The 21,776-nt window shown below is 64.5% G+C and carries 21 protein-coding genes; 9 read left to right on the top strand and 12 right to left on the bottom strand.

What is annotated here, in order from left to right; translation table 11 throughout:
* Positions 1-161: 161 nt before the first annotated feature.
* The 3 genes from EBB56_RS18360 to EBB56_RS18350 are packed head-to-tail and all read right to left on the bottom strand — an operon-like array spanning position 162 to position 3,095.
* A complete protein-coding gene (locus EBB56_RS18360) occupies positions 162-1,637 on the bottom strand; it encodes a sodium:solute symporter (RefSeq protein ID WP_108448407.1) in 1,476 nt (491 codons plus the stop codon).
* Positions 1,630-1,854 carry a DUF3311 domain-containing protein gene (locus EBB56_RS18355; RefSeq protein ID WP_045992612.1) on the bottom strand — a complete coding sequence of 75 codons (225 nt, stop codon included), beginning with the start codon at positions 1,852-1,854 and terminating at the stop codon, positions 1,630-1,632. Before EBB56_RS18355 ends, EBB56_RS18360 begins: the two co-directional genes overlap by 8 nt.
* A 44-nt stretch (positions 1,855-1,898) precedes the next feature.
* Positions 1,899-3,095 (bottom strand): M20 aminoacylase family protein, encoded by a 1,197-nt coding sequence (locus EBB56_RS18350; RefSeq protein WP_045992613.1) that lies wholly within the window; start codon positions 3,093-3,095, stop codon positions 1,899-1,901.
* Positions 3,096-3,268: 173 nt separating this feature from the next.
* On the opposite strand from EBB56_RS18350, the gene EBB56_RS18345 reads away from it, so the two are divergent.
* Positions 3,269-4,159 carry a LysR family transcriptional regulator gene (locus tag EBB56_RS18345; RefSeq protein WP_124805014.1) on the top strand — a complete coding sequence of 297 codons (891 nt, stop codon included), beginning with the start codon at positions 3,269-3,271 and terminating at the stop codon, positions 4,157-4,159.
* Between the two features lie 103 nt (positions 4,160-4,262).
* Here EBB56_RS18345 and EBB56_RS18340 read toward each other — a convergent pair whose 3' ends face one another.
* The 3 genes from EBB56_RS18340 to EBB56_RS18330 all read right to left on the bottom strand — a co-directional run bounded on the left by EBB56_RS18340 (position 4,263) and on the right by EBB56_RS18330 (position 6,587).
* Positions 4,263-5,726, bottom strand: coding sequence for a Na+/H+ antiporter family protein (locus tag EBB56_RS18340; protein ID WP_124805013.1), 1,464 nt, complete (start codon positions 5,724-5,726; stop codon positions 4,263-4,265).
* Positions 5,727-6,108: 382 nt separating this feature from the next.
* On the bottom strand, positions 6,109-6,327 hold the full coding sequence (locus EBB56_RS18335) for a hypothetical protein (protein ID WP_108448410.1): 219 nt from the start codon (positions 6,325-6,327) through the stop codon (positions 6,109-6,111).
* Entirely contained in the window at positions 6,324-6,587 is a 264-nt protein-coding gene (locus EBB56_RS18330; protein ID WP_045992616.1) for a hypothetical protein, read from the bottom strand. Before EBB56_RS18330 ends, EBB56_RS18335 begins: the two co-directional genes overlap by 4 nt.
* A gap of 403 nt (positions 6,588-6,990) precedes the next feature.
* Here EBB56_RS18330 and EBB56_RS18325 point away from each other — a divergent pair, with 403 nt between their 5' ends.
* Entirely contained in the window at positions 6,991-7,509 is a 519-nt protein-coding gene (locus EBB56_RS18325) for a fasciclin domain-containing protein (protein WP_108448412.1), read from the top strand.
* 186 nt (positions 7,510-7,695) lie between these two features.
* Here EBB56_RS18325 and EBB56_RS18320 read toward each other — a convergent pair whose 3' ends face one another.
* Positions 7,696-8,184: a phosphatidylglycerophosphatase A gene (locus EBB56_RS18320; RefSeq protein ID WP_108448413.1), complete on the bottom strand. Its 489-nt coding sequence runs from the start codon at positions 8,182-8,184 to the stop codon at positions 7,696-7,698.
* Between the two features lie 76 nt (positions 8,185-8,260).
* Positions 8,261-9,199 (bottom strand): transglutaminase family protein, encoded by a 939-nt coding sequence (locus EBB56_RS18315; RefSeq protein WP_108448414.1) that lies wholly within the window; start codon positions 9,197-9,199, stop codon positions 8,261-8,263.
* A gap of 583 nt (positions 9,200-9,782) precedes the next feature.
* On the opposite strand from EBB56_RS18315, the gene EBB56_RS18310 reads away from it, so the two are divergent.
* Positions 9,783-11,240, top strand: coding sequence for a circularly permuted type 2 ATP-grasp protein (locus tag EBB56_RS18310; protein WP_124805012.1), 1,458 nt, complete (start codon positions 9,783-9,785; stop codon positions 11,238-11,240).
* Positions 11,241-11,244: 4 nt separating this feature from the next.
* Complete coding sequence (locus EBB56_RS18305) at positions 11,245-12,231, top strand: alpha-E domain-containing protein (protein WP_231498416.1); 987 nt, start codon at positions 11,245-11,247, stop codon at positions 12,229-12,231.
* Positions 12,232-12,429: 198 nt separating this feature from the next.
* Here the strand turns inward: EBB56_RS18305 and EBB56_RS18300 are convergent, their stop codons facing one another.
* The 3 genes from EBB56_RS18300 to EBB56_RS18290 are packed head-to-tail and all read right to left on the bottom strand — an operon-like array spanning position 12,430 to position 15,098.
* Positions 12,430-13,488: a putative zinc-binding metallopeptidase gene (locus EBB56_RS18300; protein ID WP_124805011.1), complete on the bottom strand. Its 1,059-nt coding sequence runs from the start codon at positions 13,486-13,488 to the stop codon at positions 12,430-12,432.
* Positions 13,489-13,539: 51 nt separating this feature from the next.
* The gene (locus EBB56_RS18295; protein ID WP_124805010.1) at positions 13,540-14,580 is read right to left on the bottom strand and encodes an alpha/beta hydrolase; all 1,041 of its coding nucleotides are present in this window, start codon (positions 14,578-14,580) and stop codon (positions 13,540-13,542) included.
* The gene (locus tag EBB56_RS18290) at positions 14,577-15,098 is read right to left on the bottom strand and encodes a GNAT family N-acetyltransferase (protein ID WP_108131119.1); all 522 of its coding nucleotides are present in this window, start codon (positions 15,096-15,098) and stop codon (positions 14,577-14,579) included. The genes EBB56_RS18295 and EBB56_RS18290 overlap by 4 nt, the downstream gene beginning before the upstream one ends.
* A 245-nt stretch (positions 15,099-15,343) precedes the next feature.
* Here EBB56_RS18290 and EBB56_RS18285 point away from each other — a divergent pair, with 245 nt between their 5' ends.
* From EBB56_RS18285 to EBB56_RS18265, 5 genes are all read left to right on the top strand, one after another.
* Complete coding sequence (locus EBB56_RS18285) at positions 15,344-16,264, top strand: glycosyltransferase family 2 protein (protein WP_124805009.1); 921 nt, start codon at positions 15,344-15,346, stop codon at positions 16,262-16,264.
* A complete protein-coding gene (locus tag EBB56_RS18280; RefSeq protein ID WP_124805008.1) occupies positions 16,261-16,593 on the top strand; it encodes a lipid-A-disaccharide synthase N-terminal domain-containing protein in 333 nt (110 codons plus the stop codon). Before EBB56_RS18285 ends, EBB56_RS18280 begins: the two co-directional genes overlap by 4 nt.
* 4 nt (positions 16,594-16,597) lie before the next feature.
* Positions 16,598-18,397, top strand: a complete 1,800-nt coding sequence (locus tag EBB56_RS18275) for a glycosyltransferase family 39 protein (protein WP_124805007.1) — start codon at positions 16,598-16,600, stop codon at positions 18,395-18,397.
* 359 nt (positions 18,398-18,756) lie between these two features.
* Positions 18,757-19,758: an ectoine hydroxylase gene (thpD, locus tag EBB56_RS18270; protein WP_083970389.1), complete on the top strand. Its 1,002-nt coding sequence runs from the start codon at positions 18,757-18,759 to the stop codon at positions 19,756-19,758.
* Positions 19,759-19,906: 148 nt separating this feature from the next.
* Complete coding sequence (locus EBB56_RS18265) at positions 19,907-20,584, top strand: fumarylacetoacetate hydrolase family protein (protein WP_045992624.1); 678 nt, start codon at positions 19,907-19,909, stop codon at positions 20,582-20,584.
* A gap of 35 nt (positions 20,585-20,619) precedes the next feature.
* Here EBB56_RS18265 and EBB56_RS18260 read toward each other — a convergent pair whose 3' ends face one another.
* Positions 20,620-21,726: an alcohol dehydrogenase family protein gene (locus EBB56_RS18260; protein ID WP_045992625.1), complete on the bottom strand. Its 1,107-nt coding sequence runs from the start codon at positions 21,724-21,726 to the stop codon at positions 20,620-20,622.
* Positions 21,727-21,776 lie beyond the last annotated feature (50 nt).

Below are 21,776 nucleotides of genomic sequence, written 5' to 3'. Positions count from 1 at the left end.
TTTAGACCAGGTGTCTATAAAATCAATGATGGGGCTGACCACGAGAGGAAACGAGAAGACACGCGAGGGTGGCCACGGGGGGCGACAGCGTCACCTGACACGACACCAGCGGCCCGGTATCGGGCCGCTGGCGCTTGGAGCAGGTCATCGACGAGGGTCTATCAGACCTGGGGTGACAGGCACTCGACCGGCGAGCGAGACTCGCGCGACTTGCGCATCAGGCTGATGACGACAAAGATCGCCGAGTTGACCACCAACCCGCAGAAGCCCGGGTGCCAGCCGAAAGGCGCATCGATGCCGAATTGCAGCAGCAGGGTGATGACGGCGCCGACACTCAGCCCGATAAAGGCCGCGGTCTGGGACGCGCGACGCCAGAACAGGGCACCCAGCAGCATCGGCAGCAGTTGCACAATAATGCCGTAGGCTCCGAGCAGCAGGCTGACCAGCGAGCCGGGGTTGGCCAGTGCCAGCAGGTACGCCATCAGCGATATCGCGATGACCCCGTAGCGCGTCAGTGACAGCGCCTTGTGCTCGGGCAGGGCGCGCATCCTGGGCGTGAACTGGACCACGTCACGTACCAGGATGGTGGCCGAGGTGTGGGCCAGGTTGGCGGCGGTCGACATGGCCGCCGCCAAGGCGCCGGACAGTGCCAGTCCGATCACCCAGGCGGGCAGGTCGGCGAGTTCCACCACGATGGTCAGCAGCACCCGGTCAGGCGAATCCAGTGGCGTGTCGGCGAGCAGCACGATGCCGGCGAAGCCGATGATCAGCAGCGGTACCAGCAGGTAGCTGTAGAGCGGGTAGAGCACAAAGACACGCTTGAGCGTCCTGACGTCCTTGGCGCTGTAGAACTTCATGAAGATGTGAGGCCACATCACGCAGCCCAGCGCGCTGACCAGCACCGCAGTGGAGAAGGCGCCCCAGCCCATCCCGGTGGCACCGGGCATGGTCAGATATTCCGGCGCCTGGTCCTTGATCTGCTGGAACATTTCACCGACGCCGCCGAAGAACTGCTTGGCCGTGGTCAGCCCCAGTGCCCAGGCGATGACGACCATCATCAGGCCCTGCATCAGGTTGGTCCAGCCGATGCCCTGAAGGCCGCTGGCGTAGACGTAGGCGGCCACCACGCCGCAGGCCAGTAGACTGCCCAGCCAGAACGGAATGGTGCCAGAGGTCGCCGCTTCGAACAGCATGCCGGCGCCAGCGATCTGGATGGTCAGGTAGGGAATCATCGCCAGCACGCTGACGACACCGATGACCAGGCCCAGCACATTCTTTGGAGTGGGGTAGCAGGCCGACAGAAACTCGGCCTGGGTCAGAAAGCCGTGGCGGCGACCCAGCCGCGAGATATGCGGCGCGATCAGCCACCACACGATCACCGCCAGCGTCAGGTAGGCGATGATGTAGAACGCCGGGGCGCCCTTGCTGTAGGCCCAACCCGGTGCACCGAGGAAGGCAAAGGCGGAGAAGATCTCGGCACCGAGGATGAAGAACAGCACCAGCAGGCCCATATGGCGACCGCCCGCCACGTAGCCTTCCAGCGAGGAGCCCTGGCCACGCCTTGCGCGCAGGCCCACCAGCAGCACGATGACCAGATAGCCCACCGTCATGGCGGTGATCAGCAGAGAATCACTCATGGTCTGCCTCCTCGCCGGTATCCTTGCGATAGGCGATCAACAGGCCCACGAACAGCGCGAAGACCCAGGCCACGTACCAGAACATGAAGAACGGCATGCCGAGCACCATCGGATCGATGCGATTGGCGATCAGCGCACCCGGCCACACCATGGCCAGGGTGCACAGCACGAAGTAGATCAGCAGGCCCTTGGAAGGCATGCCTTTTTGGTGGTTCATGGGAAGACCTCTTGTTGTTGAGTGTGGTCGTTGTCGGCATCGCCTCAGCGATGGTCGTTCAAGGCGCCAAGAGCGATGGCAACCAGCAGTCGGCTGCCCACGGGAATGATGGCGTCGTTGAAGTCGTAGCGAGCGTTATGAAGCGGCGGGGTGGTGTCCGATTCGGCGCTGCCGAGGAAGAAGTAGGCTCCCGGGCACTTTTCGAGCATAAAGGCGAAGTCTTCACCACCAAGGCTGGGATTCACGTCGCGCTCCAGTGCGGTCTCTCCCAGCAGTTCCTTCGCGGTGGCGATGACGTGGTCGGTCGCGGCCGGGTGATTGACCGTGGCCGGAAAGATGCGCTGGTGATCGACGTCTATCTCGCCGCCGTAGGTCGCCGCCACACCATCGCAGGTGCGCTGGATGGCCTCGGCGATGCGATCCTGGGTAGCGCTGTCGAGGGTTCGCACCGTGCCGCTCAGTCGGACCTCGTCGGGAATGATGGCGAAGCCGTCGAGTTCACCTCCCTTGATGCCGCACAAGCTCAGTGCCGCTGGAGACAGCGGGTCGGCATCGCGCGAGACCACGCTGTGCAGGGCCTGGATCAGAGCGCCGGCCATTCTGACCGGGTCGGTAGAAAGGTGTGGGTTCACCCCGCCGTGGCCGCCCTTGCCGCGGATGCAGATATCCAGGCGATCGGTGGCGGCCATGATCGGGCCCGGGCGAATCGCCACCTGCCCCAGGGGCAGAGCCGGCCAGTTGTGCAGGCCGTAGATCGCATCCATGGGGAAGCGCTCGAACAGCCCCTCCTCGACCATCGCTCGTCCACCGCCCAGGCCTTCTTCCGCCGGTTGGAACACCAGCTGGATGGTGCCGGAAAAATCGCGGTGGCGGGCGAGGTAGCGAGCGGCGCCGATCAGCATGGTGGTGTGGCCATCGTGGCCGCAGGCATGCATGACACCAGGCACTTCGGAGACATGGCCGTGGTCGCTTGCCTCCTGAATCGGCAGCGCGTCCATGTCGGCGCGCAGGCCAATACGGCGACCGTTGTCAGGGCCAAGCCCTCTGATGGTGGCCACGACACCGGTGCCGCCCAGGCCGTGGTCGAAGGGGATATCGAGCCGCTCGAGTTCATCGCAGACACGCGCGGAGGTGGCGTGTTCCTTGAAGCCGAGCTCCGGATGCCGATGAAAGTGCTGGCGCAGTTCGGTCAGACTGCTGTGCTGGTCGTCGAAGAAGGTGGGGTCGATAGGCTGGGTCATGAGATTCCGGACGCTTGTTGATTGTGTCCTTCATCATGGTTGGCGGTATGTCATAGATAAAATATTATTATTTTTATATTTCCATGCTTTTATTGTATGGATTTGCCGTATGAGCCGTCGACTTGGGTGAATCCTGGTACTGGCGTGGTGGCCCCACTCAACAAGGATCGAACATGGACTTCAAGCAGCTGCGCTACTTTCTGACGGTGGTCGAGGAGGGCGCGATTTCCAGCGCGGCAAGAAAGATCCCGTTGGCCCAGCCGGCCTTGACCCGCCAGCTCAGGCTGCTGGAGGAGTCGGTGGGAGCCACCCTGCTGGAGCGATCACGGCAGGGCGTAAGCTTGACCGCTGCGGGGGTTGCCTTTCACGGCGAAGCGCGACGACTGTTGCGAGAGTTCGAGACAGCCAAGCTCGATGCTCGTCGGATTGCCGATGGACAGCTCGGACAGCTGCGTCTGGGCGTCACCGTCATGCACCTGTGGGTGCCTCAGATCGTCAAGCTGCTCAACGGGTATCGCCAGCGTTACCCGGACGTCAGCCTCAAGGTACAGTCGCTGCTGTCCGCGCCCCAGGTGGAGGCGCTGCGCCATCATCAGCTGGACGCGGGGATGCTGTTCTTTCCCCCTGACGATGATGATCAGCTCGACAGCCACTGCCTCTATGAAGATCGTCTTGTGCTGGTAGCCAGCGAAGGATCACGCCTGGCGCAGCATCCCCCCTCTCGACTGGCGGACCTGGCCGGTGAAGACTTCATCTGGTTCGAGCGCAGCGCGACACCGGTCTATCACGACAAGCTGATCCATGCCTTTCAGCGACGTGGCTTCACCCCCCACGTGGTGCAGGAAGGCACCGACAACGCCACCATGCTGTGCCTGGTGGCGGCGGGCATGGGCTGCACGATATTGCCGGAAATGACCATGGCCGGGGCCCCGGAAGGCGTGGTCAGCTTTCCCCTGGAGGATCTGGATATGCTGCTGCCGCTGATGCTGGTCTGGCGCAGGGACGCCAGCCTGCCGGCGGTCCGGCGCTTGATCGAGGTGGCAGAGTCGCAGTCGCTGGCCTGAACGGCCGCGCCCTGTTATCTGCGCTTGGCCTGGTGCCGTGCAAAAGGCCACCCGAGGGGTGGCCTTTGCCATTGCTGCGAGGCTTGGTGTCAGGTGCTGCGCATTACAGCACCATGGCGGCGATCCAGGCGAACACCAGCATGCCGATGTTGCAGTGCAGGAAGGTCGGAATAACGCTGTCGCGAATGTGGTCGTGCTGGCCATCGGCGTTAAGCCCGGCGGTGGCGCCCAGGGTGATGGTCGAGGCCGGCGAGCCAGCGTCGCCCAGGGCCGCCGAGGCGCCCAGCAAGGCCATCGCCGCCAGCGGGTCGAAGCCCAGGGTCAGCGCCAGCGGCAGGTAGATGGATGCCAGGATCGGCACACTGGCGAAGGAGTCGCCGAAGCCGATGGTGATGAACAGTCCCACCACCAGCATCACCGCTGCGCCCAGCGCCATGTTGCCGCCGATCAGTTCGGCCGACGCCGCTACCAGAGGCTCGATTTCGCCGGTGGCGGTCAGCACGCCGGCAAAGCCGGAGGCGACGGTGATGATGACCGCGATCTGCGCCATCATCCGCAGCCCGTCGGTGAAGACGTCATCCTGCTCCTGCCAGCGGAAGATACCGGAGACCCCCAGGATCAGAAAACCGACCATGGCTCCGAGCAACAGCGAGTCGAACTTGAGCTGAAAGACCAGGGCCACCGCCAGGGCTCCCAAGGTGATGACCAGCTGTAGCGGCTTCAGGCGAGCCGGCGAGGCGGGCCTGGCGGCGGCGGCGGTGGTGCTTGGTGTGACGTAGTCGCGCGGGCGGCGATAGCTGATAAAAACGGCCACCAGCAGCCCCGCGACCAGGCCCAGCACCGGTAGTGCCATGGCCTTGGGGGCCATGTCGGCGGTGGCGGTCAGCCCGTAGTCCGCGCCGACGCTGTTGACGTTGGCCAGCAGGATCTCGTTGAGAAAGATGGCATCGAAGCCGGTGGGCAGCAGCAGGTAGCTGGCGCTGATCGAGCAGGCCAAGATGCAGGCCACGGCGCGGCGGTCGACTCGCAGGCGATCGAGCACCACAAGCAGCGGAGGCAGCAGGATCGGAATGAAGGCGATGTGCACCGGCACCAGATTCTGCGACATCAGTGAGGCGACGATGAACAGGCCGAACAGCGTCCACTTCACGCCCTTGCGGGTACTTTGCTCGTCGCTGCCGAGGCGCGCCGAGATAGCATCGGCCAGCAGTTCGAGCAGGCCCGAGCGTGACAGCGCCACGGCGAAGGCGCCGATCATCACGTAGGTCAGGCCGACCTGGGCGCCGACCAGCAGGTTGTCATTGAAGGCGCCGATGGCGTCGTTCATCGACAGCCCGGCGTGCAGCGCGCCTAGCATGGCGGCGCTGATCAGAGCGATGGCCACGGGGATCCGCAGCAGGCACAGCACGATCATGCTGAGGATCGTCAACACCGCCGCGTTGATGTGGTAGCCGACGGCCAGGGTCGAGGCGTAGATCAGGGCGCACAGAGCAATGGTCGGCAGTGCGCGGGTGCGGGCAAAACGGTTTGCCTTGGGAGAAGGGTCGGTAAGGGCGGTCTCTTGCATGGGGTCTCCGGCTCGTCATGAGCCACGTGTCCAGGGGGCGTGAGAGTGCCGGCGAGCGTGGCGTTACCGCGGAGGGCTGGTCCTCTTCTAGGGGAGGTTGAAGCCTGACGGCCGTTCGCTAGCGGGCGAATGATACCCCAAACCTGGGCCGTGGCCCGCACTGGTCTCGATAGTTGCCTCGATAGCTGTCTCGATAGTGGTCTCGATAGTGGTCTCGATAGTCGCCGCCATGGTGGCAAGGGGGGAAAGGAGGAAAGGAAGAAAGCAAAGACGCGGCTACGCTGCCTTCCATTAAAAACGCCGCCCCGGAAGGGGCGGCGTGAATCGCCAGGACGCGTCGGCGAAAAGCGGGGCGCTGAAACGCTGTCTCTCAAGCCATCGCTCAGGCGGGTACCGCCTGGGCGGCGCCAGAGGAAGTCGGTACTGCAGGCATGGACGTTGGCAGAGTCGCCATTAGCGCGCGCTCCAGGTCCATGGCCTTGCACTTGTAGGCGGTGCAGTTGGCGCAGTGAACGCTGTCGCCGTCGTCTTGACCAACAGGCAGCGTGAAGCGGGAGTGGCCACAGATGGTGCAGCTCAGGTCCAGGGCGACGGTGATCATGCGACTCGCTCTCCCTTGGTGTGCTGCTGCTCGATCAAGGCATCGTGCTCACGTCGCATGGCCATCATCAGGCTGCGAGACTTGTTGAGAAAGCGCAGGCGGTCGGGCGTCTGCTGTTCTTCCCAGGCGCCCAGGGTGGCATGAAACTCACCGCACTCGGTGCAGTTCAGCTCTTCCCAGTCATTGGGCTGAGCCGTTACAGGTCCCGGTGTGCTGGCCAGGTCGTGGCCACAGCGGGTACAGGAAATCGGGTAGTACACGGGTCGCCCTCCTTGGCGCATGACGTGCCGTCGTTCGTTCCGTTGTGGAAGCGAGGCTGCGTATGGCCCTCCTGGCCGAGCCTCAACGGTACGAAAGGTTCTCATCGCCAGGCTTGATATGCAAGTATTGTATAGGTTTTCTGTCGCCGGAAGCGTATCGACATTTCGCCGTCATTACCGTCTTTCCGAGCAGCGCCCATATCATGACGTCAAAAGATGACGCCTTGATGATCAGAGTGACGAAAGCTGTCGTAAAACTTTTTCTTGTACGTTACTTGTTCTTGATCTAATTTTTGTACATGAACTGCGTCGTCCTGGTTGAACAGCCCCGACAGAGAGGTTCCCGGAAGGCGCGCAGTGGCGACGCGACATCTCGGAGCAATCACCGCAAGGAGGCGAGAGCATGAAAAAAGCAATGTCTGCCGCAACGTCGTTCCTGCCGAGCTGCGTGCTCGGCGTAGCGCTGCTCGCTGGCGGGGTGGCCGAAGCGGATCAGCAGCAACAGCAGGATCCCTCACGCAATCTGCTCGAAGTCGCCCAGGCCGACGGACGTTTCTCGACATTGCTTGATGCTGTCGAGAAGGCTGGCCTCGACGAGCCGCTACAGGGAGATCAAACCTATACGCTCTTTGCTCCAACGAACGAAGCCTTCGGTACCCTGCAGCCAGGACAACTCGATGAGTGGATGAGCGACGACAAGGCCTCCCACCGACGTCTGGTCGAGGTCGTTTCCTACCACATGGTGGAAGGAGAAGTGTCACTGGAGGAGTCATCCGAGGTGACCACCCTGCAGGGAACCGACATGGCCATCGACGCCCAGGAAGGCTCGGCAAGCGTAGGCAATGCCGCCGTGGTGGAGTCCGACATCAAGGCCAGCAATGGGGTGATCCACGTGGTGGACAGCGTGCTGATCCCTGAATAACCGATGCTGAGTGACTGACGCCAGTGCAACATCTGCTGCACTGGTCGCCAGAGGCCGGGCACGAGTTCCCCCGGTCACTGTTTCGATAGACCCCTGTCCCGTTTGGCCGCCCGTCGAGGGCGGTTTTTTTGTGTCAGGGCTGTGGATATAGGAAGCAGCGCTCGGCATTGGCAGGCCGCTATTGGCTTAAGAGGACTGCTCGGGATCTCGCTGCCAGTAGCGGCGGGTCAGGCGCACCAGCAGTATCAGGGTGAGGGCTGCATACAATGCCGCCATTGCGTCGTCGGCGACGATGCCGAGTCCCCCGCCAATACCTTCGATCTCGCGTACCGGAGACAGCTTGGAGATATCGAACAGGCGAAACAGTAGATAGCCCAGCGGCAGGATGATGCGTCGTCGGTAGCGCGAGAAGGCCAGCACCGCGATGGGCAGGGCCACCCATTCGTCGAGCACGATCTGGGGCAGGTCGCCGCCGCCCAGCCACATCGAAGCGAAGTGGCAGACGGGAACGGCCAGCACGAGGAGCGTCAGGGTAACGGCCAGGCGCGTGCCGAGCGGCAGCCGGAACAGCCACCAGGCGACCGGTAGTCCGATCAGGGAGCCGACCGTCCCCGGCGCCCAGGGGGAATAGCCCAGGCCGAAGCCGGTGGCAATCCAGATCAACAGGTCCTGCATGGAATCTCTCCTGAGAAGACGGTGGGCAGGGCAGGGCAAGGCCGGGCAGAGCCTGCGCAATATAAAGGACAGCGAATCAGCCGGCTATCGGCGCTGCCGGGTGATCGCCAGGGATGGCGGAGGTCGGTCCGGTGGCCGCGAATTCCCCGGCGGGAACAACGTCCACTTCCACCTCGAGGCGCTGGCGCCCACCACCGGTCACCACGCCCTTGAGCGGCGCCACGTCCTCGTAGTCGCGGCCCCAGCCAAGCAACAGGTGTCGTTCGCCGGCGCGCACACCGTTGGTGGGGTCGAAGTCGAGCCAACCCCAGCCGGGTATCAGCACGGAGAACCAGGCGTGGGAGGCGTCGGCGCCCATCAGTCGAGGCTGTCCTGGAGGCGGTAGCGTCTCGAGGTAGCCGCTGACGTAGCGCGCGGCCAGACCCACCGAGCGCAGGGTGGCGATGGCCAGGTGGGAGAAATCCTGACACACCCCACGGCGATGCTGGAGCACCTGGGACGGTGTCGTCTCCAGGTCGCTGAACTCGCTGTCGTAGCGGAATTCCTCATGGATGCGACGGTTCAAGCGCTCCACGCAGTCCACCAGATCGCCACCAGCGGGAAAACAGTCTTCTGCCCAGGCGGCGAGTAGCGGGCGGCGCTCGATATAGGCGGAGTTTTCAAGAAACGGCTGTGCTTCGCGGAAACCTGGCTGGTGGCGGTCTGCCAACAGCTCTCGACACCGCTCCCAGCCCATGATGGCCTGCGGTGGTGTGGCGCGAGGCGAGGTCATGACCTGCGCCTCCAGCGTGATCTCGAGCTGGGTATGGGGGGTGTCGACCGCGAACAGCGCGATATGGTTGCCGAAGGCGTCCTGTCGGCTCTGGCGTAGCGACTCTCCCGGCGAGATCGACAAATGTGCCCAGGCAACCTGCTGGTAGGCCATCTCACGGGGCATCAGGCAGGCCTCGTTCTCGCTCAATGTCACGATCTCGCTGTAGTGGTAGCGCGTGGTGTGGCGAAGTCGATAGATCATCTGCCGGATCCCGCCGTGACACCCCTGCCAAGGCTGGCCACACGGCACCGCCTGGCGCCGCTGTCTTGAGCAGGGCAGGACAGCGGTGCGCACGAGCCAGGGAGGGCGGAACGAGAAGAGGCAGGCATGGGAAGCGAGGAGGCTCCTGGGTGTAGGCGAATGTTGCAGAAGGTGACGATATCCCCCCCGAACCGTGGCGACAAGATGTACCCGACTCCTGCTGATTGCTCAAGCTCGAAAGGTGGACGTTGTCAGCAACAGGGGTTTTCGACCGGCGTCGCAAGGGCTGATGATAGCTGCCGCTCACGCTCGCCAGGTGCCGCCCGGATTGCACCAGATCGGTGCTCGCTGCCCCTTCTTGCTGGCTCGTGGCGCACTTTCGGCAGGAGCAAGTGGTCGCTTTTTGTCCAAACTGCTCAATTGCGCCCGTCGGTCCGGCGAGAAGGCGCGGCGCTGTGTCCTATTCTCGGCGGCCTGGTACAGAGCTTGCTATACAGCAAGGAGGGACCCGGTACGGTCGAAGGCGGGGGTGCCATCGTCGTTGTCGGGTCGCCGGATGCCGAAAACAATCGAGGGTGTGCCGATGAGCCATGTGGATTGGCAGCAGTACGACTGCGCAGGGTTCTATGACGAACTGGTGGCGACGCCCGGGATGCCGCGGGAGGCGGCCAAGATGCTGTGTAACGTGCTCGCGGGCTTTGCCCCTGACGAGCTGGAAGAGCGCAAGAACGCAGCAGAGATCGCCATTCGCACCATGGGGATCACCTTCACGGTGTATTCCGAGGGCAGCATGATCGACCGCGCCTGGCCTTTCGACATCGTGCCTCGCATCATCCCCGCCGACGAGTGGCGACGCACCGAGGCAGGCCTCAAGCAGCGGGTCGAGGCGCTCAACCTGTTCATCGACGACCTGTACCACGACCAGAAGGTCGTCAAGGATGGCGTGCTGCCGGCGGCGGTGCTCGAGCAATCCGTCAACTTTCGCCCCCAGTGTGTAGGGATCGATCCGCCCCACGGGGTCTGGGCGCATATCTGCGGCTCCGATCTGGTGCGTGGTGGCGACGGCACCGTCTATGTGCTGGAGGACAACCTGCGGATACCGTCCGGGGTGTCCTACATGCTCGAGAATCGCAACGTGACCAAGCGCGTGCTGCCGGAGCTGTTTGCCTCGGGCAAGATTCATCCGGTGGACGACTATGTGCCCCAGCTTTACGACATGCTGGCGGGCATGTCGCCACGCCACTGGGACGATCCCCAGGTGGTGGTGCTGACCCCGGGTATCTACAACTCGGCCTACTACGAGCACGCCTACCTGGCCCAGCAGATGGGTGTGCAACTGGTCCAGGGCCCGGATTTGCTGGTCGATGACGACGACGTGGTCTACATGCGCACCGTCCAGGGGCTGACCCGTGTAGACGTGATCTACCGCCGCGTCGACGACGCCTTCCTCGACCCGGAGGCGTTTCGCAAGGACTCGGTGCTGGGCGTGCCCGGATTAATGCGGGCCTGGCGCAGCGGCAAGGTGGCGCTGGCCAACGCCCCGGGGGCCGGTGTCGCCGATGACAAGGTGGTCTACGCCTTCGTGCCGAAACTGATCAAGTACTACCTGGATCAGGAGGCGCTGCTGCCCAATGTGCCGAGCTACCTGTGCATGCTCGAGGAAGACCGCCGCTATGTGCTGGAGCACCTGCATGAACTGGTGGTAAAGCCCGCCAACGAGTCCGGCGGCTATGGCATGTTGATGGGGCCTCAGGCCTCCCAGGCCGAGCGTGATGCCTTCGCCAGGCTGATCCAGGAGAACCCACGCAACTACATGGCTCAGCCCATGCTGAACCTGTCCACCACCCCCACGCTGTTCGATGGCCGGCCCGAGCCGCGCCACGTCGATTTGCGCCCCTTCATCCTGTCGGGCCAGGACGGTGCCTACGTCACCACCGGTGGCTTGACCCGTGTGGCCCTGGTCAAGGGCTCGCTGGTGGTCAACTCGTCCCAAGGGGGCGGCAGCAAGGACACCTGGATCGTCGAGACGGGGGAGGACTGAGACCATGCTGATGCTTTCCAGAGTCGCCGAAAACCTGTACTGGATGGCCCGCTACATCGAGCGTGCCGAAGATACCGCCCGGCTGATCAACGTCTCCAGTCACCTGATGCTCGACATGCCCTACCGCCAACCGCTGGGATGGGCGGCGATGGTCGATATCACCGGGGGCGCCGAGGTGTTCGAGACCCTCTACGACGAGCCCAACGATCGCAACGTGGTGCAGTTCCTGTGTGCCGACCGACGCTACTCCGGCTCGATCCTGTCCGCCTTGGCCCAGGCCCGCGAGAATCTGCGCACCACGCGGGACGTGGTGCCGCGGGAGGTATGGGAAGAAATCAACCAGCTCTACATGACCGCCAGTGCCCATGCCGATGCGGGCCTCGGCCCGGGACGCCGAGAGCGCTTTCTGAAGCTGGTGATTCGTGGCTGTCAGACGTTGATCGGGTTGATCGAGGGCACCCTCAGCTACGGTGGATCACGGACCTTCATGATGCTCGGGCGCCAGCTCGAACGGGCCGACATGATCACCCGCATCATCGATGTGCGCTCGGCCAACCTGCTGCAGCGTGATAGCGACGAGATTCGTCCGTTCGAGCACCTGCAGTGGATGAGCGTGCTCAAGTCGTTGACGGCCTACCAGATGTATCGACAGCACGTGCGCTGCCGGGTCAGGGCCACCGACGTGCTGCGTTTCCTGGTGCAGGACTCCCTGTTCCCGCGTTCGGTGTCGCGCAGTCTCAAGGACAGTATTCGCGCGCTGCGCTCGCTGCCACGACATGAGCGCGCCCTGGCCACGGCAACGCTGGTGCTGGCCGATGTGGCCGAGGCCGACGTCCGTGCCCTGGTGCGCTCCCCCGAGGCCCTGCACGACTTTATCGACGTGCTGCAACAGGGCTTTGCCGAGCTGCATACGGCGATCGCCCGCACCTACTTCCCGACCCTCGATGACCTGGGCGATGGCGAGCTACTGGCGGCCAGCGACCAGGCGTGAAGCCAGGCGGGCCAGGTATCCCATGGCCCGCCTGCCCTGAGCCACTGCTGAATCTAGCCAAGGTGGATCTTGCCAGGCCGGATCTAGCCAAGCCGTATCTAGCCAGGCCGGATCTAGCCAAGCCGGACCTTGCCAAGCATTGCGGCCCCTCCTGGAAAGAGAGGGGCGCATGGTGGTGCTAGGTGGGCACCGGGCGGTTCACTGCTGTCGTCGCGCTGCCAGCACCATGTCGTGGATATAGCAAAGCTTGCAGGCGATGGTCGGGGTGATCACCTCGGGCACCAGGTCGAGCAGCCCCATCTCGCGATTCATCTCGTTGAAGCCGAGACTCAGGCGGCGAAAGGTGGTCAACATCGCTTCGAGGTCCTCGTCGAAGCCGGTGGGGGTGATGCCGAAGTGTCCGGCGGTATCGAGGATGGCGACCATGTCCAGGTAGAAGCCGAAGGTTTCGGCGAAGTCCTCCCAGGGGTGCATGGTGGCGTAGGCCGACACGAAGCGGCCGCGCCAGTCATTCGGTGGTCCCTGCTGATAGTGGCGATCGAGGGCTTCGCTGTAGCTGGGGTTGTTGTGGTCACCGAATACCTCGATGTAGGCAGGCTCGTCCCGATTCTTGATCAACAACTCCCAGTAATAGTGTCCGATCTCGTGGCGGAAGTGGCCGATCAGGGTGCGGTGGGCCTCATTGAAGTCGTTACGCAGGCGCTCGCGCTCGACGTCGTCGGCTTCCTTGACGTTGATGGTGATGAGTCCGCCGGCGTGACCGGTGAACACCGGCATGCCCTCGTCGCTGGAGTGCCAGTCGCCTTCCGCCGCCACTTCGTCGGCGAGGAAGGCGAAGGCCAGCGGCGGGTTGGCGCGGCGGCCATCTACCTCGTGGGGCAGCCCCAGCAGGTCGAGGGTGTAGAAAAGCCGGCGCTTGGCACTCTCGAGCTTGGCCCAGCGTTCACGATGACCGGGCACCGACAGGTCGGGGATGGCCTGGTTGTGGCGACAGCAGTCACACAGCGTCATGCCACGGTCGGCCTCCTCGCTGGTGATCATGCGGTTGCAGACCCCTTCCACGGAATAGTTGTGGCACTTGACCAGTAGCGTAGCGCAGGTGTCGTCGACGCAACGGTAGCGACCATCGGGCTGGAGATCGACCGTCACCAGGGCATGGCAACCCGGGCACCAGCCAAGTTCGGAGTGGCATACCAGGCAGAGGGTATTGTCGAAGAACAGGCGGTTGTCACAGCGTTGGCAGGGGTAGTGGCGCATTCGCATGCCCTCGGGCGTGGCCAGTCAGGTGTCGTCGCCAGTATAGCCAGGCTACCGGGCGGGCGGCGGGTCGGTCTCGTCTGGAGTGTGCTGAGGCGATTCGGTGGCGTGGGCCGTGGGCGCTGGCGCCGGCGACTGCGCCAGCGCCTGGGCGAGAAATTCCCGCTGGTCGTCGGCGAAGGCCGCCCGCCAGTCACCCTCGTAGATCTCGAAGTGGCCGGTGTCGTAGGTCTTGAGAGTGGCCCGTGATCCCAGTGCTTCGGCCAGCCGGTAGCCGGGGGCGATCGGCGCGACGCTGTCACGCAGGCAAAGTTGCAGCAGCACCGGACAGTGAACCTGGCGGGCCCGGGTGACCGGACGGTAGAGCCCAAGCCCCAGCAGGGCGCGTGGTGCAATGCGATTGTCGAAGTCGTCATCGACAAACGACAGGATCCCCGTCAGGGCGTCCGGGGCGGAGAGCGCGGCCAGGGTCCCCGGCTCGCCGGCCAGTGGCAGGTACCAAGGAGCCCGGCCGAGGCAGCCCCTGGCAAGGTCGGCGAGCCCCACCCCGGTCATGCGCAGGAAAGTGCCAAGCCCTGCGTCCTTGAGCTTGAGCAGCGACGAGGCCCGGCCGTCGAGCATCGGGTTCATGGCGATGACCGCGGCGACATCGTCGCGACGAGCCGCCAGAGTGATGACATGGGCCGACGAGAATGACGTACCCCAAAGCACCAGCGGGAGGGCCGGTGCCCGGCTCCGGGCATAGTCGATGGCGGCCGTGTAGTCCTGTTGCTGGCGCTTGATGCCGAGCAGCTGGCGAGGCTCGCCGTCGGAGCGGCCGAAGTGACGATAGTCGAAGACCAGCACGCTGTGGCCGGCGTGATGCAGGGCCTGGGCGTAGCCGACAAGGCCGCCTGCCACCGTGCCACCAAGACCGTGGGCCATGACCACCACCGCACCATCGTCGACACCTTCAAACCACCAGCCGCGACAGCGAGTATCTCCACTGTCGAAGGTTACCGCTTCGGCGCAGGACAGCTCGCGGGTGTCGGCACTGTCGAGGGGCAACGGTGTGGCGCTGTTGTCGGGACTGGCGTCATCACTTGCGCTCATCGGCTGGCCTCCTTCAGCTCGCCATCCAGGCCGTCATCCCGCCCGTCATCGATGACGGCCAAGGTCATGTAGACGCTGTTGGGATCCTCGACATAGCCGGCGAAGGGCGCACAGGGGGTAAAGCCGTGACGCGTGTAGAACTGGCGAGCCGGAGCGAAGCCCGGCTGTGAGCCGGTCTCCAGGCTCAGCCGGCGATAGCCACGCAGTCTGGCCTCCTCGATCACCTTGTCGAGCATCAAGGAGGCCAGACCCCGGCGAAGGTGGCTTGGTGCCGTCCGCATGGACTTGATCTCGCCATGGTCGTGGCTGACTTCCTTCAGGGCGACGCAGCCGACCAGATCGTCATCCTCCCACAGCCCCCACAGGGTCACCTCCGGCGCCTTCAGTTCATCCAGGGTCAGGGCATGGCGGCTTTCCGGCGGCGAGGTGGGCGCCAGTTTCTTCAGCCCGCGGCGGTGGGCGCGGATCATCGCCGCCATGGCGGGGGCGGCGGGGTCCTCTTGCTGGAAACGCAACATGGCTACCTCGATGCAGTGGTGCCTTCAGGGTACCTCAGGTGGAACGGTTTTCGGACATCGAGTATGCGGTGGCACGTCGTCTCGCACAGGAGATCGATGAAGGTGTCTCGCCTGGAGGCTCCTGCGACGCTGTGAGCGTGGTGACGTCTCGGTGACGTCGTGACCAAGGGCGGCATTTATGAATTAAGGGTGGCTTAAGTATCGCCGGGCAAGGTGACGGTATTCCCCAGTCCGAGGCGAATCCCATGCACGCTATAACCCTGTCGGTAGTTATCCCCGCCCATAACGAAGCCGCCAACCTGCCCACGCTGCTCGATGAAGTCGAACGGGCGCTGTCGCACCAGGCCTACGAGGTCATCGTGGTAGACGATGGCTCTGACGATGATACCTGGCCGCTGCTGGTGACGCGGGCGCACCGTCAGGACTCGCTGAGGCCACTTCGCCATTGCGATAGCGCGGGTCAGAGCACCGCCCTATGGCAGGCAGCGAGGCATGCCCGAGGCGAGTGGCTGGCGACCCTGGACGGCGATGGCCAGAATGACCCCGCCGATATTCCTGCGTTGCTGGAAGCCGCAAAGGCGGCGCGGGTGGACCTGGTGGGCGGCCATCGCGTCACGCGCCAGGACTCCGCGCTCAAGCGGCTGTCTTCTAGGGTGGCCAACGCGGTTCGAGCACGACTGCTCGGCGATGGCTCGCCGGATAGCGGCTGTGGTCTCAAGGTGATCCGCCGGCAGGCGTTTCTTTCGCTACCGTACTTCGATCATATGCATCGCTTTCTGCCCGCCCTGGTCACTGCCCAGGGCGGGCGTTGTCTGTCCCGCCCCGTCAATCACCGCCCCCGGGGGGCGGGGCGTTCCCACTATGGTCTCGGCAACCGCCTGTGGGTCGGCATCATCGATCTGGTCGGAGTGCGCTGGCTGCAACATCGCTGCCGGCTACCGGTGGACTGTCGTGGTGTCGATGATGCGCTCGACCCGCCTCGGGTCGGGACGACGCTGTGGCATGGGGAGCTGGCCTTTGCGACGGACACCACCGTCAGCAAAACTGGTCGGCAGCAGCCGATGCCTGACGGTCTCGATGTTGTCCTGCCCCGTGTCGTCTTTGGCAGTACGGCCTCAAGCAGCAGCGTTACCCTGAACCAGGCCGCCGCAGGGCCGTCGCAATGACGCTGTCCTGGTGGTTGGCGGTGGGTTTTCTCGGCCAGGCGCTGTTCTCGGCGCGCTTTGTCGTGCAGTGGATCGCCAGTGAGAGGGCGAAACGCAGCGTGGTGCCGGTGGCCTTCTGGTTTCTCAGCCTGGCCGGGGGGGGGACCCTGCTGGTCTACGCCATACATCGCCGAGACCCGGTGTTTATTCTTGGGCAGGGGGCCGGGCTCTTTATCTATCTGCGCAATGTGATGTTGCTGCGCAACAATACCATCGGCAGATCCTCGCAGCGGCCGGGCGAACCGGCGCCGTCTTCCATCGAATCGACGTCGTTGCGTGCCGGAGGATAGCGTCATGCCCCCCTTGAGAATGCCTCTTCGCCTGTCCTGGGCCGGTTGGCTGGCCTTCTGCGCCTTCGCCGTCCTGCTGCTGGCACTCGGTCTCGGCTGGCGCGATCCTTGGCCCGCCGATGAGCCCCGTTTCGCCTTGAATGCCATCGAGATGCTGGTGACCGGAGATTTCTGGATCCCCCATCGCGGCGGTGAACTCTACGCTGACAAGCCGCCGATCTTCATGTGGGCGAGCGCCCTGGGCATCTGGCTGACCGGCTCGATGCGAATCGGCTTTCTGCTGCCGTCGCTGCTGGCCGGGCTCGGCACCCTGGCGCTGATCGTGGATCTGAGCCGGCGCCTGTATGGCCAGCGCATTGGTCTGCTGGCGGGCATTGCCACCCTGGCGACCCTGCAGTTCGTGCTGCAGGCCAAGACCGCCCAGATCGACATGCTGTTGACCTTCTTTACCACCCTGGGCGCCTACGGGCTGCTGCGCCATGCCCTGCTGGGGCCCTCTCGCTGGTGGTGGCGGGCGGGCTTTGCGGCCATGGGGGCCGGCATCCTGACCAAGGGGGTGGGCTTTCTGCCGCTGGCGCTGCTGCCCGCCTGGTGGTGGCTGGGGCGCGGCGGCGCCAGCGGTAACAAGGGGCCTGGCCGGCTGACGTCGCTCCGCCTTCGCGACCTTCTCGAGGGAATGGGGTGCCTGCTGGCGGTGGTGCTGGCCTGGGGGTTGCCGATGATCCTGATCACCAGCCTGAGCGACGACCCAAGCCTGGTGGCCTATCGCGACAACATTCTGTTCAAGCAGACGGGTGAGCGCTACGCCGACTCCTGGGCCCACCTGCGTCCCTGGTACTACTACATCGCCCAGGTGCTGCCCTGGGCCTGGATGCCGCTGGTGCTGACCTTTCCCTGGGCCTTTCCCAACTGGTGGCGACGCATTCGCCGCGGCGATGCGCGTTCGCTGCTGCCTGTAAGCGCCGTGGTGTTGATCGTGATCTTCTTCTCGCTGTCACCGGGTAAACGCGGCGTCTATATGCTGCCGACCCTGCCGCTGATGGTGCTGGCGCTGGCGCCACTGCTGCCGGCGCTTGCCAGGCGGATCGGCCCCAATCGCGCGGGCTTCGCAGCCGTCATCCTGCTTGGCGGGCTGCTGGGATTGGCGGGCCTTCTAGGGCTCTGCGATGTCGCGCCGTTGGAGCGTCTGGCCCATCGCTACGGGATCACTCCCTGGTGGGAGTGGCTGGCGCTGGGGGGCCTGGCCCTGGGCCTGGCGCTTGTGGTGAAGCCGCGCCGAGGCCTGGTCGCCGTGACCCTGTTCCTGTGGTGCCTGTGGGGGTGGTGGAGTACCCAAGGCTACGTCTGGATGGACCCGGAGCGCTCGCCCCGGGACATGATGGCCAGGGTGGCGGAGCTGGTGGGGCCGGCCGGTGAGATCGCGCTGTTGAACTTCGATGAGGAGATCCTGCTGCATGCGCGCACGCCAAGTGTTCACTTCGGCGACATGACGCCCATCGAGCAAGAGCTTCCTGCCGCCATGGCCTGGCTCGCCAAGGCACCCTCCCGGCGCTGGATGCTGGTGGTGGACAAGGATCTGGAAGACATCGACTGCGGCGAGCTTGGCCAAGGGTTCGACCTCGGCCATCAGAATCGCCACGACTGGCTGCTGCTGCCGGGTAGCGCCTTCGCTGGCTGCCCCCAGGATCGCGGCGCAGCACCGCTCTACCTGGCGCCAACGTCGCTGCCCGGCTCCGGCGCCTGGCGCTACTTCACCGAGACACTGCCTGTCCCCGGCGAGGTAGCAGGAGTGACGCATCGCTGAAAGTTGGACGCAAGTTGTGCAAGGGTTGAATTCAAGAGGCGGCTTTTGTAGCTTGGGCTCGGGGAGATAGCCTTCTCCTTCAGGGCGGCGCTATACCTCAAATGCAGCCTTGAATGCAGCCTTGAGTTCAGCCTTAGATGCACCTTGGGATGCAGCCTTAGATGCACCCTGTGATGTGGCCTTGAATGCTGCCCTTGATGCAGTCGGTGATATGGCCTTTGACGGTCAGTGACGCGTGTGTGGCGCAGCATTTCTGGGCCGTCGCTGGCGTAAAGGTAAGTCGCTGGTGTACAGGTAAGTAGCGCCGCGGGTACGAGTTCGAATCTGAAAGCTGATCAATACCAAGGGAGGGTGATCGGATGGAAGTGCAGACATCGTCCAATCCGCAAACCAAGCATCGCAGCAACCTGGACCCACAAGACCAGCAGCGTTTCGACTGGCAACGTTTCGCCGGGCTCGACAGCGGCCAGGCTCGCGCCACCCGCTACCCGACGCGATTGCCCGAACCGATGGACAGCCTGTGGGTCGACCGCCAGGGCCCGGTGGTCAAGGGCAGCGCCGACCAGGGGCCGCTGAGCCAGCAGCAGCTCGACGAGTTCGAGCAGAAGGGCTTTCTGTTTGAGCCCGGCTTCCTCGGTGGCGAAGAGCTCGCACGCCTTCGCGAAGAGCTCAAGGCATTGCTCGACAACGACGCCTATCGGGGCAAGGACTACAGCATCGTCGAGCCGAGCGGCAAGGAGATCCGCTCGCTGTTCGCCGTGCACTATCTGTCCCGGGTGTTCGCCCACCTGGCCAATGATGAACGTCTGGTCGGCCGCGCTCGCCAGATTCTCGGCGGCGAGAGCTACGTCCACCAGTCGCGCATCAACTACAAGCCGGGCTTCGAGGGCAAGGGCTTCAACTGGCACTCGGACTTCGAGACCTGGCACGCCGAGGACGGCATGCCCGACATGCACGCGGTGAGTGCCTCCATCGTGCTGACCGACAACCACGAGTTCAACGGTCCGCTGATGCTGATTCCCGGCTCCCATCGGGTGTTCGTGCCTTGCATTGGCGAGACGCCGGACAACAACCACGAGAAGTCGCTGCAGAAGCAGGAGATCGGGGTGCCGAGTCAGGAAGCCCTGCGCCAGCTGATCGATCGCAACGGTATCGAGGCGCCCAAGGGCAGCGCTGGTGGGCTGTTGCTGTTCGACTGCAACACGTTGCATGGCTCCAACGCCAACATGTCGCCGGATCCGCGCAGCAATGCCTTCTTTGTCTACAACCGCGTCGACAACCGCTGCGTCGAGCCGTTTGCGGCCAACCGCCGTCGCCCGGATTTCCTGGCCCACGAGCCTGGCAGCGATTTCAATCCCTGAAGCGACGGTCGCCACCGCTCGCGATGAGCGCGATGGCTGGGATAGACTCGAAAGGCGCGCCTTGGGCGCGCCTTTTTTGCATGCCACGCGACCCCGTTCGCTGGGCCGTGTCGTTTCCTATCCTTCTTCATGCCTTCAGGAGCCTGCCATGTCTCTCGTCCCGAGCTTTGTCGACGGTGACGCCTTCTCCCAACCACTTGGCAAGGTGGTCTGTGTTGGACGCAACTACGCCGAGCACGCCAAGGAGCTCGACAACCCGGTACCCGACGCACCCTTGCTGTTCATCAAGCCGGCGACCAGTGTGGTGCCCCTGGAAGAGCCGATCGGCGGTCCCTTCGAGCGCTCCGACGTACACTTCGAGACCGAGCTTGCGCTGTTGATCGGCGAGACCCTGCGTGAGGCCACGCCCGAGCAGGCCGAGGCGGCAGTGGTCGGGGTCGGGCTTGCGCTGGACCTGACGTTGCGTGATGTCCAGTCGGCGCTGAAGAAGAAGGGGCATCCGTGGGAGATCGCCAAGGCCTTCGATGGCGCCTGCCCGCTGTCGCGTTTCGTGCCCATCGAGGCGCCGCTCGACTGGTCGGCCATCGAGTTCAGCCTCGACATGAACGGTGAACGTCGCCAGCACGGCGTGGCCCGAGACATGCTGTTCGCGATCCCGGCGCTGCTGTCCGAGATGAGCCAGCACTTCACCCTGGCCCCGGGTGACGTGGTGCTGACCGGCACCCCGGCCGGTGTCGGCAAGCTGGAGAAGGGCGCGAGCCTGGCTTTCGAACTGACACTGCCCAGCGGCCAGCGCCACGCCCTCGAGACCCGCGTGCTCGGTTAACGCTTGGCTAACCCGCAGTCCCGACGCCTTCGGCGTCAGTCCAGCGGCGGCGGCAGCAGCACGAAGTTGCCCACGTGCTGCTTCTCGAGAAAGGCCTGCTGGGCCTCGACGATCTGCGCAAGCGGGAAGGTCCTGGCCAGCAGGGGACGAATCTCGCCGCGCTCGATGTAGCCGATCAGGTCCGGAAAGATCGGCTCGTCCCAGGCGGTGGAGCCGATCAGGCGCACGTCCTTGAGGTACAGCTTGCGCATGTCGAGCTCCACCACCGGCCCTGCGATGGCACCGGAGGAGACGTAGCGGCCGCCGCGGTCGAGCACCTCCAGCACCCCGCCAAAGCCCTTGCCCGCAACGTTATCTACCGCGACGTCGATGCTCGACTCGCCGAGGCTTGCCAGCAGGTCATCGTCGCGGTCGAGCAGGTGGTCGGCGCCAAGGGCGCGGATCGCCTCGTGCTTGGCGCTGCCCGCCACCGCCGTGACGTGGGCACCCCGGCGCTTGGCCAACTGCACCACAGCCGAGCCGACACCTCCCGAGGCACCGGTGACCAGCACCCGGTCGCCGGCGCCGACACCAGCGCGGTGCAGCATGTTCTCTGCGGTGCCGTAGGCGCAGGGGATGGTGGCGAGTTCCTCGTCGCTCCAGTTGCAGTCCACCGGGAATATCTCGCTTGCGGGCACCTTGACGAACTGGGCGAAGGCTCCGTCGAAGTCCGAGGCCATCCACACCGAGTCCCAGTGATCGAAGCCCTTGGTGCGCATGCAGGCGCGTACCAGTACCCGCTTACCCAGCAGGTCCGCCGTGGCCGAGGCGTTGGCACCTTCCTCTCCCGGCGCACCCAGGGCCACTACCTCGCCACAGCAGTCGGTGCCCTGAATCAATGGAAAGGGAGTGGCACCGTTCCAGCCGCCATCCTCGGAGTCGGCGGCGTTCTCGGCGCTGTCATCGAAGGCGTCCGCCGATGCCCGGGTGTCGCTCTTGACGCTGGCGGAGTACCAGCCGAGCCGGGTATTGATCTCGGTGTTGTTGACGCCGGCGGCGAGCACCCGCAGCAGCACCTCTCCGGGGCCCGGCGTCGGGGTCGGGACTTGTTGATAGCTGAGCTTGTCGTAGCCACCGTTGCCGGTGGTGACCACCGCCATCATGGTGGGGGGAATGCTGCGCTGTGAGTCTCGGAGCTGTGAGTCTTGGGGGT

Source organism: Halomonas sp. YLB-10, from assembly GCF_003856855.1.
Taxonomy (GTDB): Bacteria; Pseudomonadota; Gammaproteobacteria; order Pseudomonadales; family Halomonadaceae; genus Halomonas; species Halomonas litopenaei.
Note: the sequence above shows the minus strand (reverse complement) of the source record. Positions and strands in the feature narration are given on the sequence as shown.

Bases quoted from the DNA above. Each gene is read 5' to 3' on its own strand.
- EBB56_RS18360 (WP_108448407.1), bottom strand. From the start codon at position 1,637: ATGAGTGATTCTCTGCTGATCACCGCCATGACGGTGGGCTATCTGGTC.
- EBB56_RS18355 (WP_045992612.1), bottom strand. From the start codon at position 1,854: ATGAACCACCAAAAAGGCATGCCTTCCAAGGGCCTGCTGATCTACTTC.
- EBB56_RS18350 (WP_045992613.1), bottom strand. From the start codon at position 3,095: ATGACCCAGCCTATCGACCCCACCTTCTTCGACGACCAGCACAGCAGT.
- EBB56_RS18345 (WP_124805014.1), top strand. From the start codon at position 3,269: ATGGACTTCAAGCAGCTGCGCTACTTTCTGACGGTGGTCGAGGAGGGC.
- EBB56_RS18340 (WP_124805013.1), bottom strand. From the start codon at position 5,726: ATGCAAGAGACCGCCCTTACCGACCCTTCTCCCAAGGCAAACCGTTTT.
- EBB56_RS18335 (WP_108448410.1), bottom strand. From the start codon at position 6,327: ATGATCACCGTCGCCCTGGACCTGAGCTGCACCATCTGTGGCCACTCC.
- EBB56_RS18325 (WP_108448412.1), top strand. From the start codon at position 6,991: ATGAAAAAAGCAATGTCTGCCGCAACGTCGTTCCTGCCGAGCTGCGTG.
- EBB56_RS18320 (WP_108448413.1), bottom strand. From the start codon at position 8,184: ATGCAGGACCTGTTGATCTGGATTGCCACCGGCTTCGGCCTGGGCTAT.
- EBB56_RS18315 (WP_108448414.1), bottom strand. From the start codon at position 9,199: ATGATCTATCGACTTCGCCACACCACGCGCTACCACTACAGCGAGATC.
- EBB56_RS18310 (WP_124805012.1), top strand. From the start codon at position 9,783: ATGAGCCATGTGGATTGGCAGCAGTACGACTGCGCAGGGTTCTATGAC.
- EBB56_RS18305 (WP_231498416.1), top strand. From the start codon at position 11,245: ATGCTGATGCTTTCCAGAGTCGCCGAAAACCTGTACTGGATGGCCCGC.
- EBB56_RS18300 (WP_124805011.1), bottom strand. From the start codon at position 13,488: ATGCGCCACTACCCCTGCCAACGCTGTGACAACCGCCTGTTCTTCGAC.
- EBB56_RS18295 (WP_124805010.1), bottom strand. From the start codon at position 14,580: ATGAGCGCAAGTGATGACGCCAGTCCCGACAACAGCGCCACACCGTTG.
- EBB56_RS18290 (WP_108131119.1), bottom strand. From the start codon at position 15,098: ATGTTGCGTTTCCAGCAAGAGGACCCCGCCGCCCCCGCCATGGCGGCG.
- EBB56_RS18285 (WP_124805009.1), top strand. From the start codon at position 15,344: ATGCACGCTATAACCCTGTCGGTAGTTATCCCCGCCCATAACGAAGCC.
- EBB56_RS18280 (WP_124805008.1), top strand. From the start codon at position 16,261: ATGACGCTGTCCTGGTGGTTGGCGGTGGGTTTTCTCGGCCAGGCGCTG.
- EBB56_RS18275 (WP_124805007.1), top strand. From the start codon at position 16,598: ATGCCCCCCTTGAGAATGCCTCTTCGCCTGTCCTGGGCCGGTTGGCTG.
- thpD (WP_083970389.1), top strand. From the start codon at position 18,757: ATGGAAGTGCAGACATCGTCCAATCCGCAAACCAAGCATCGCAGCAAC.
- EBB56_RS18265 (WP_045992624.1), top strand. From the start codon at position 19,907: ATGTCTCTCGTCCCGAGCTTTGTCGACGGTGACGCCTTCTCCCAACCA.
- EBB56_RS18260 (WP_045992625.1), bottom strand. From the start codon at position 21,726: ATGATGGCGGTGGTCACCACCGGCAACGGTGGCTACGACAAGCTCAGC.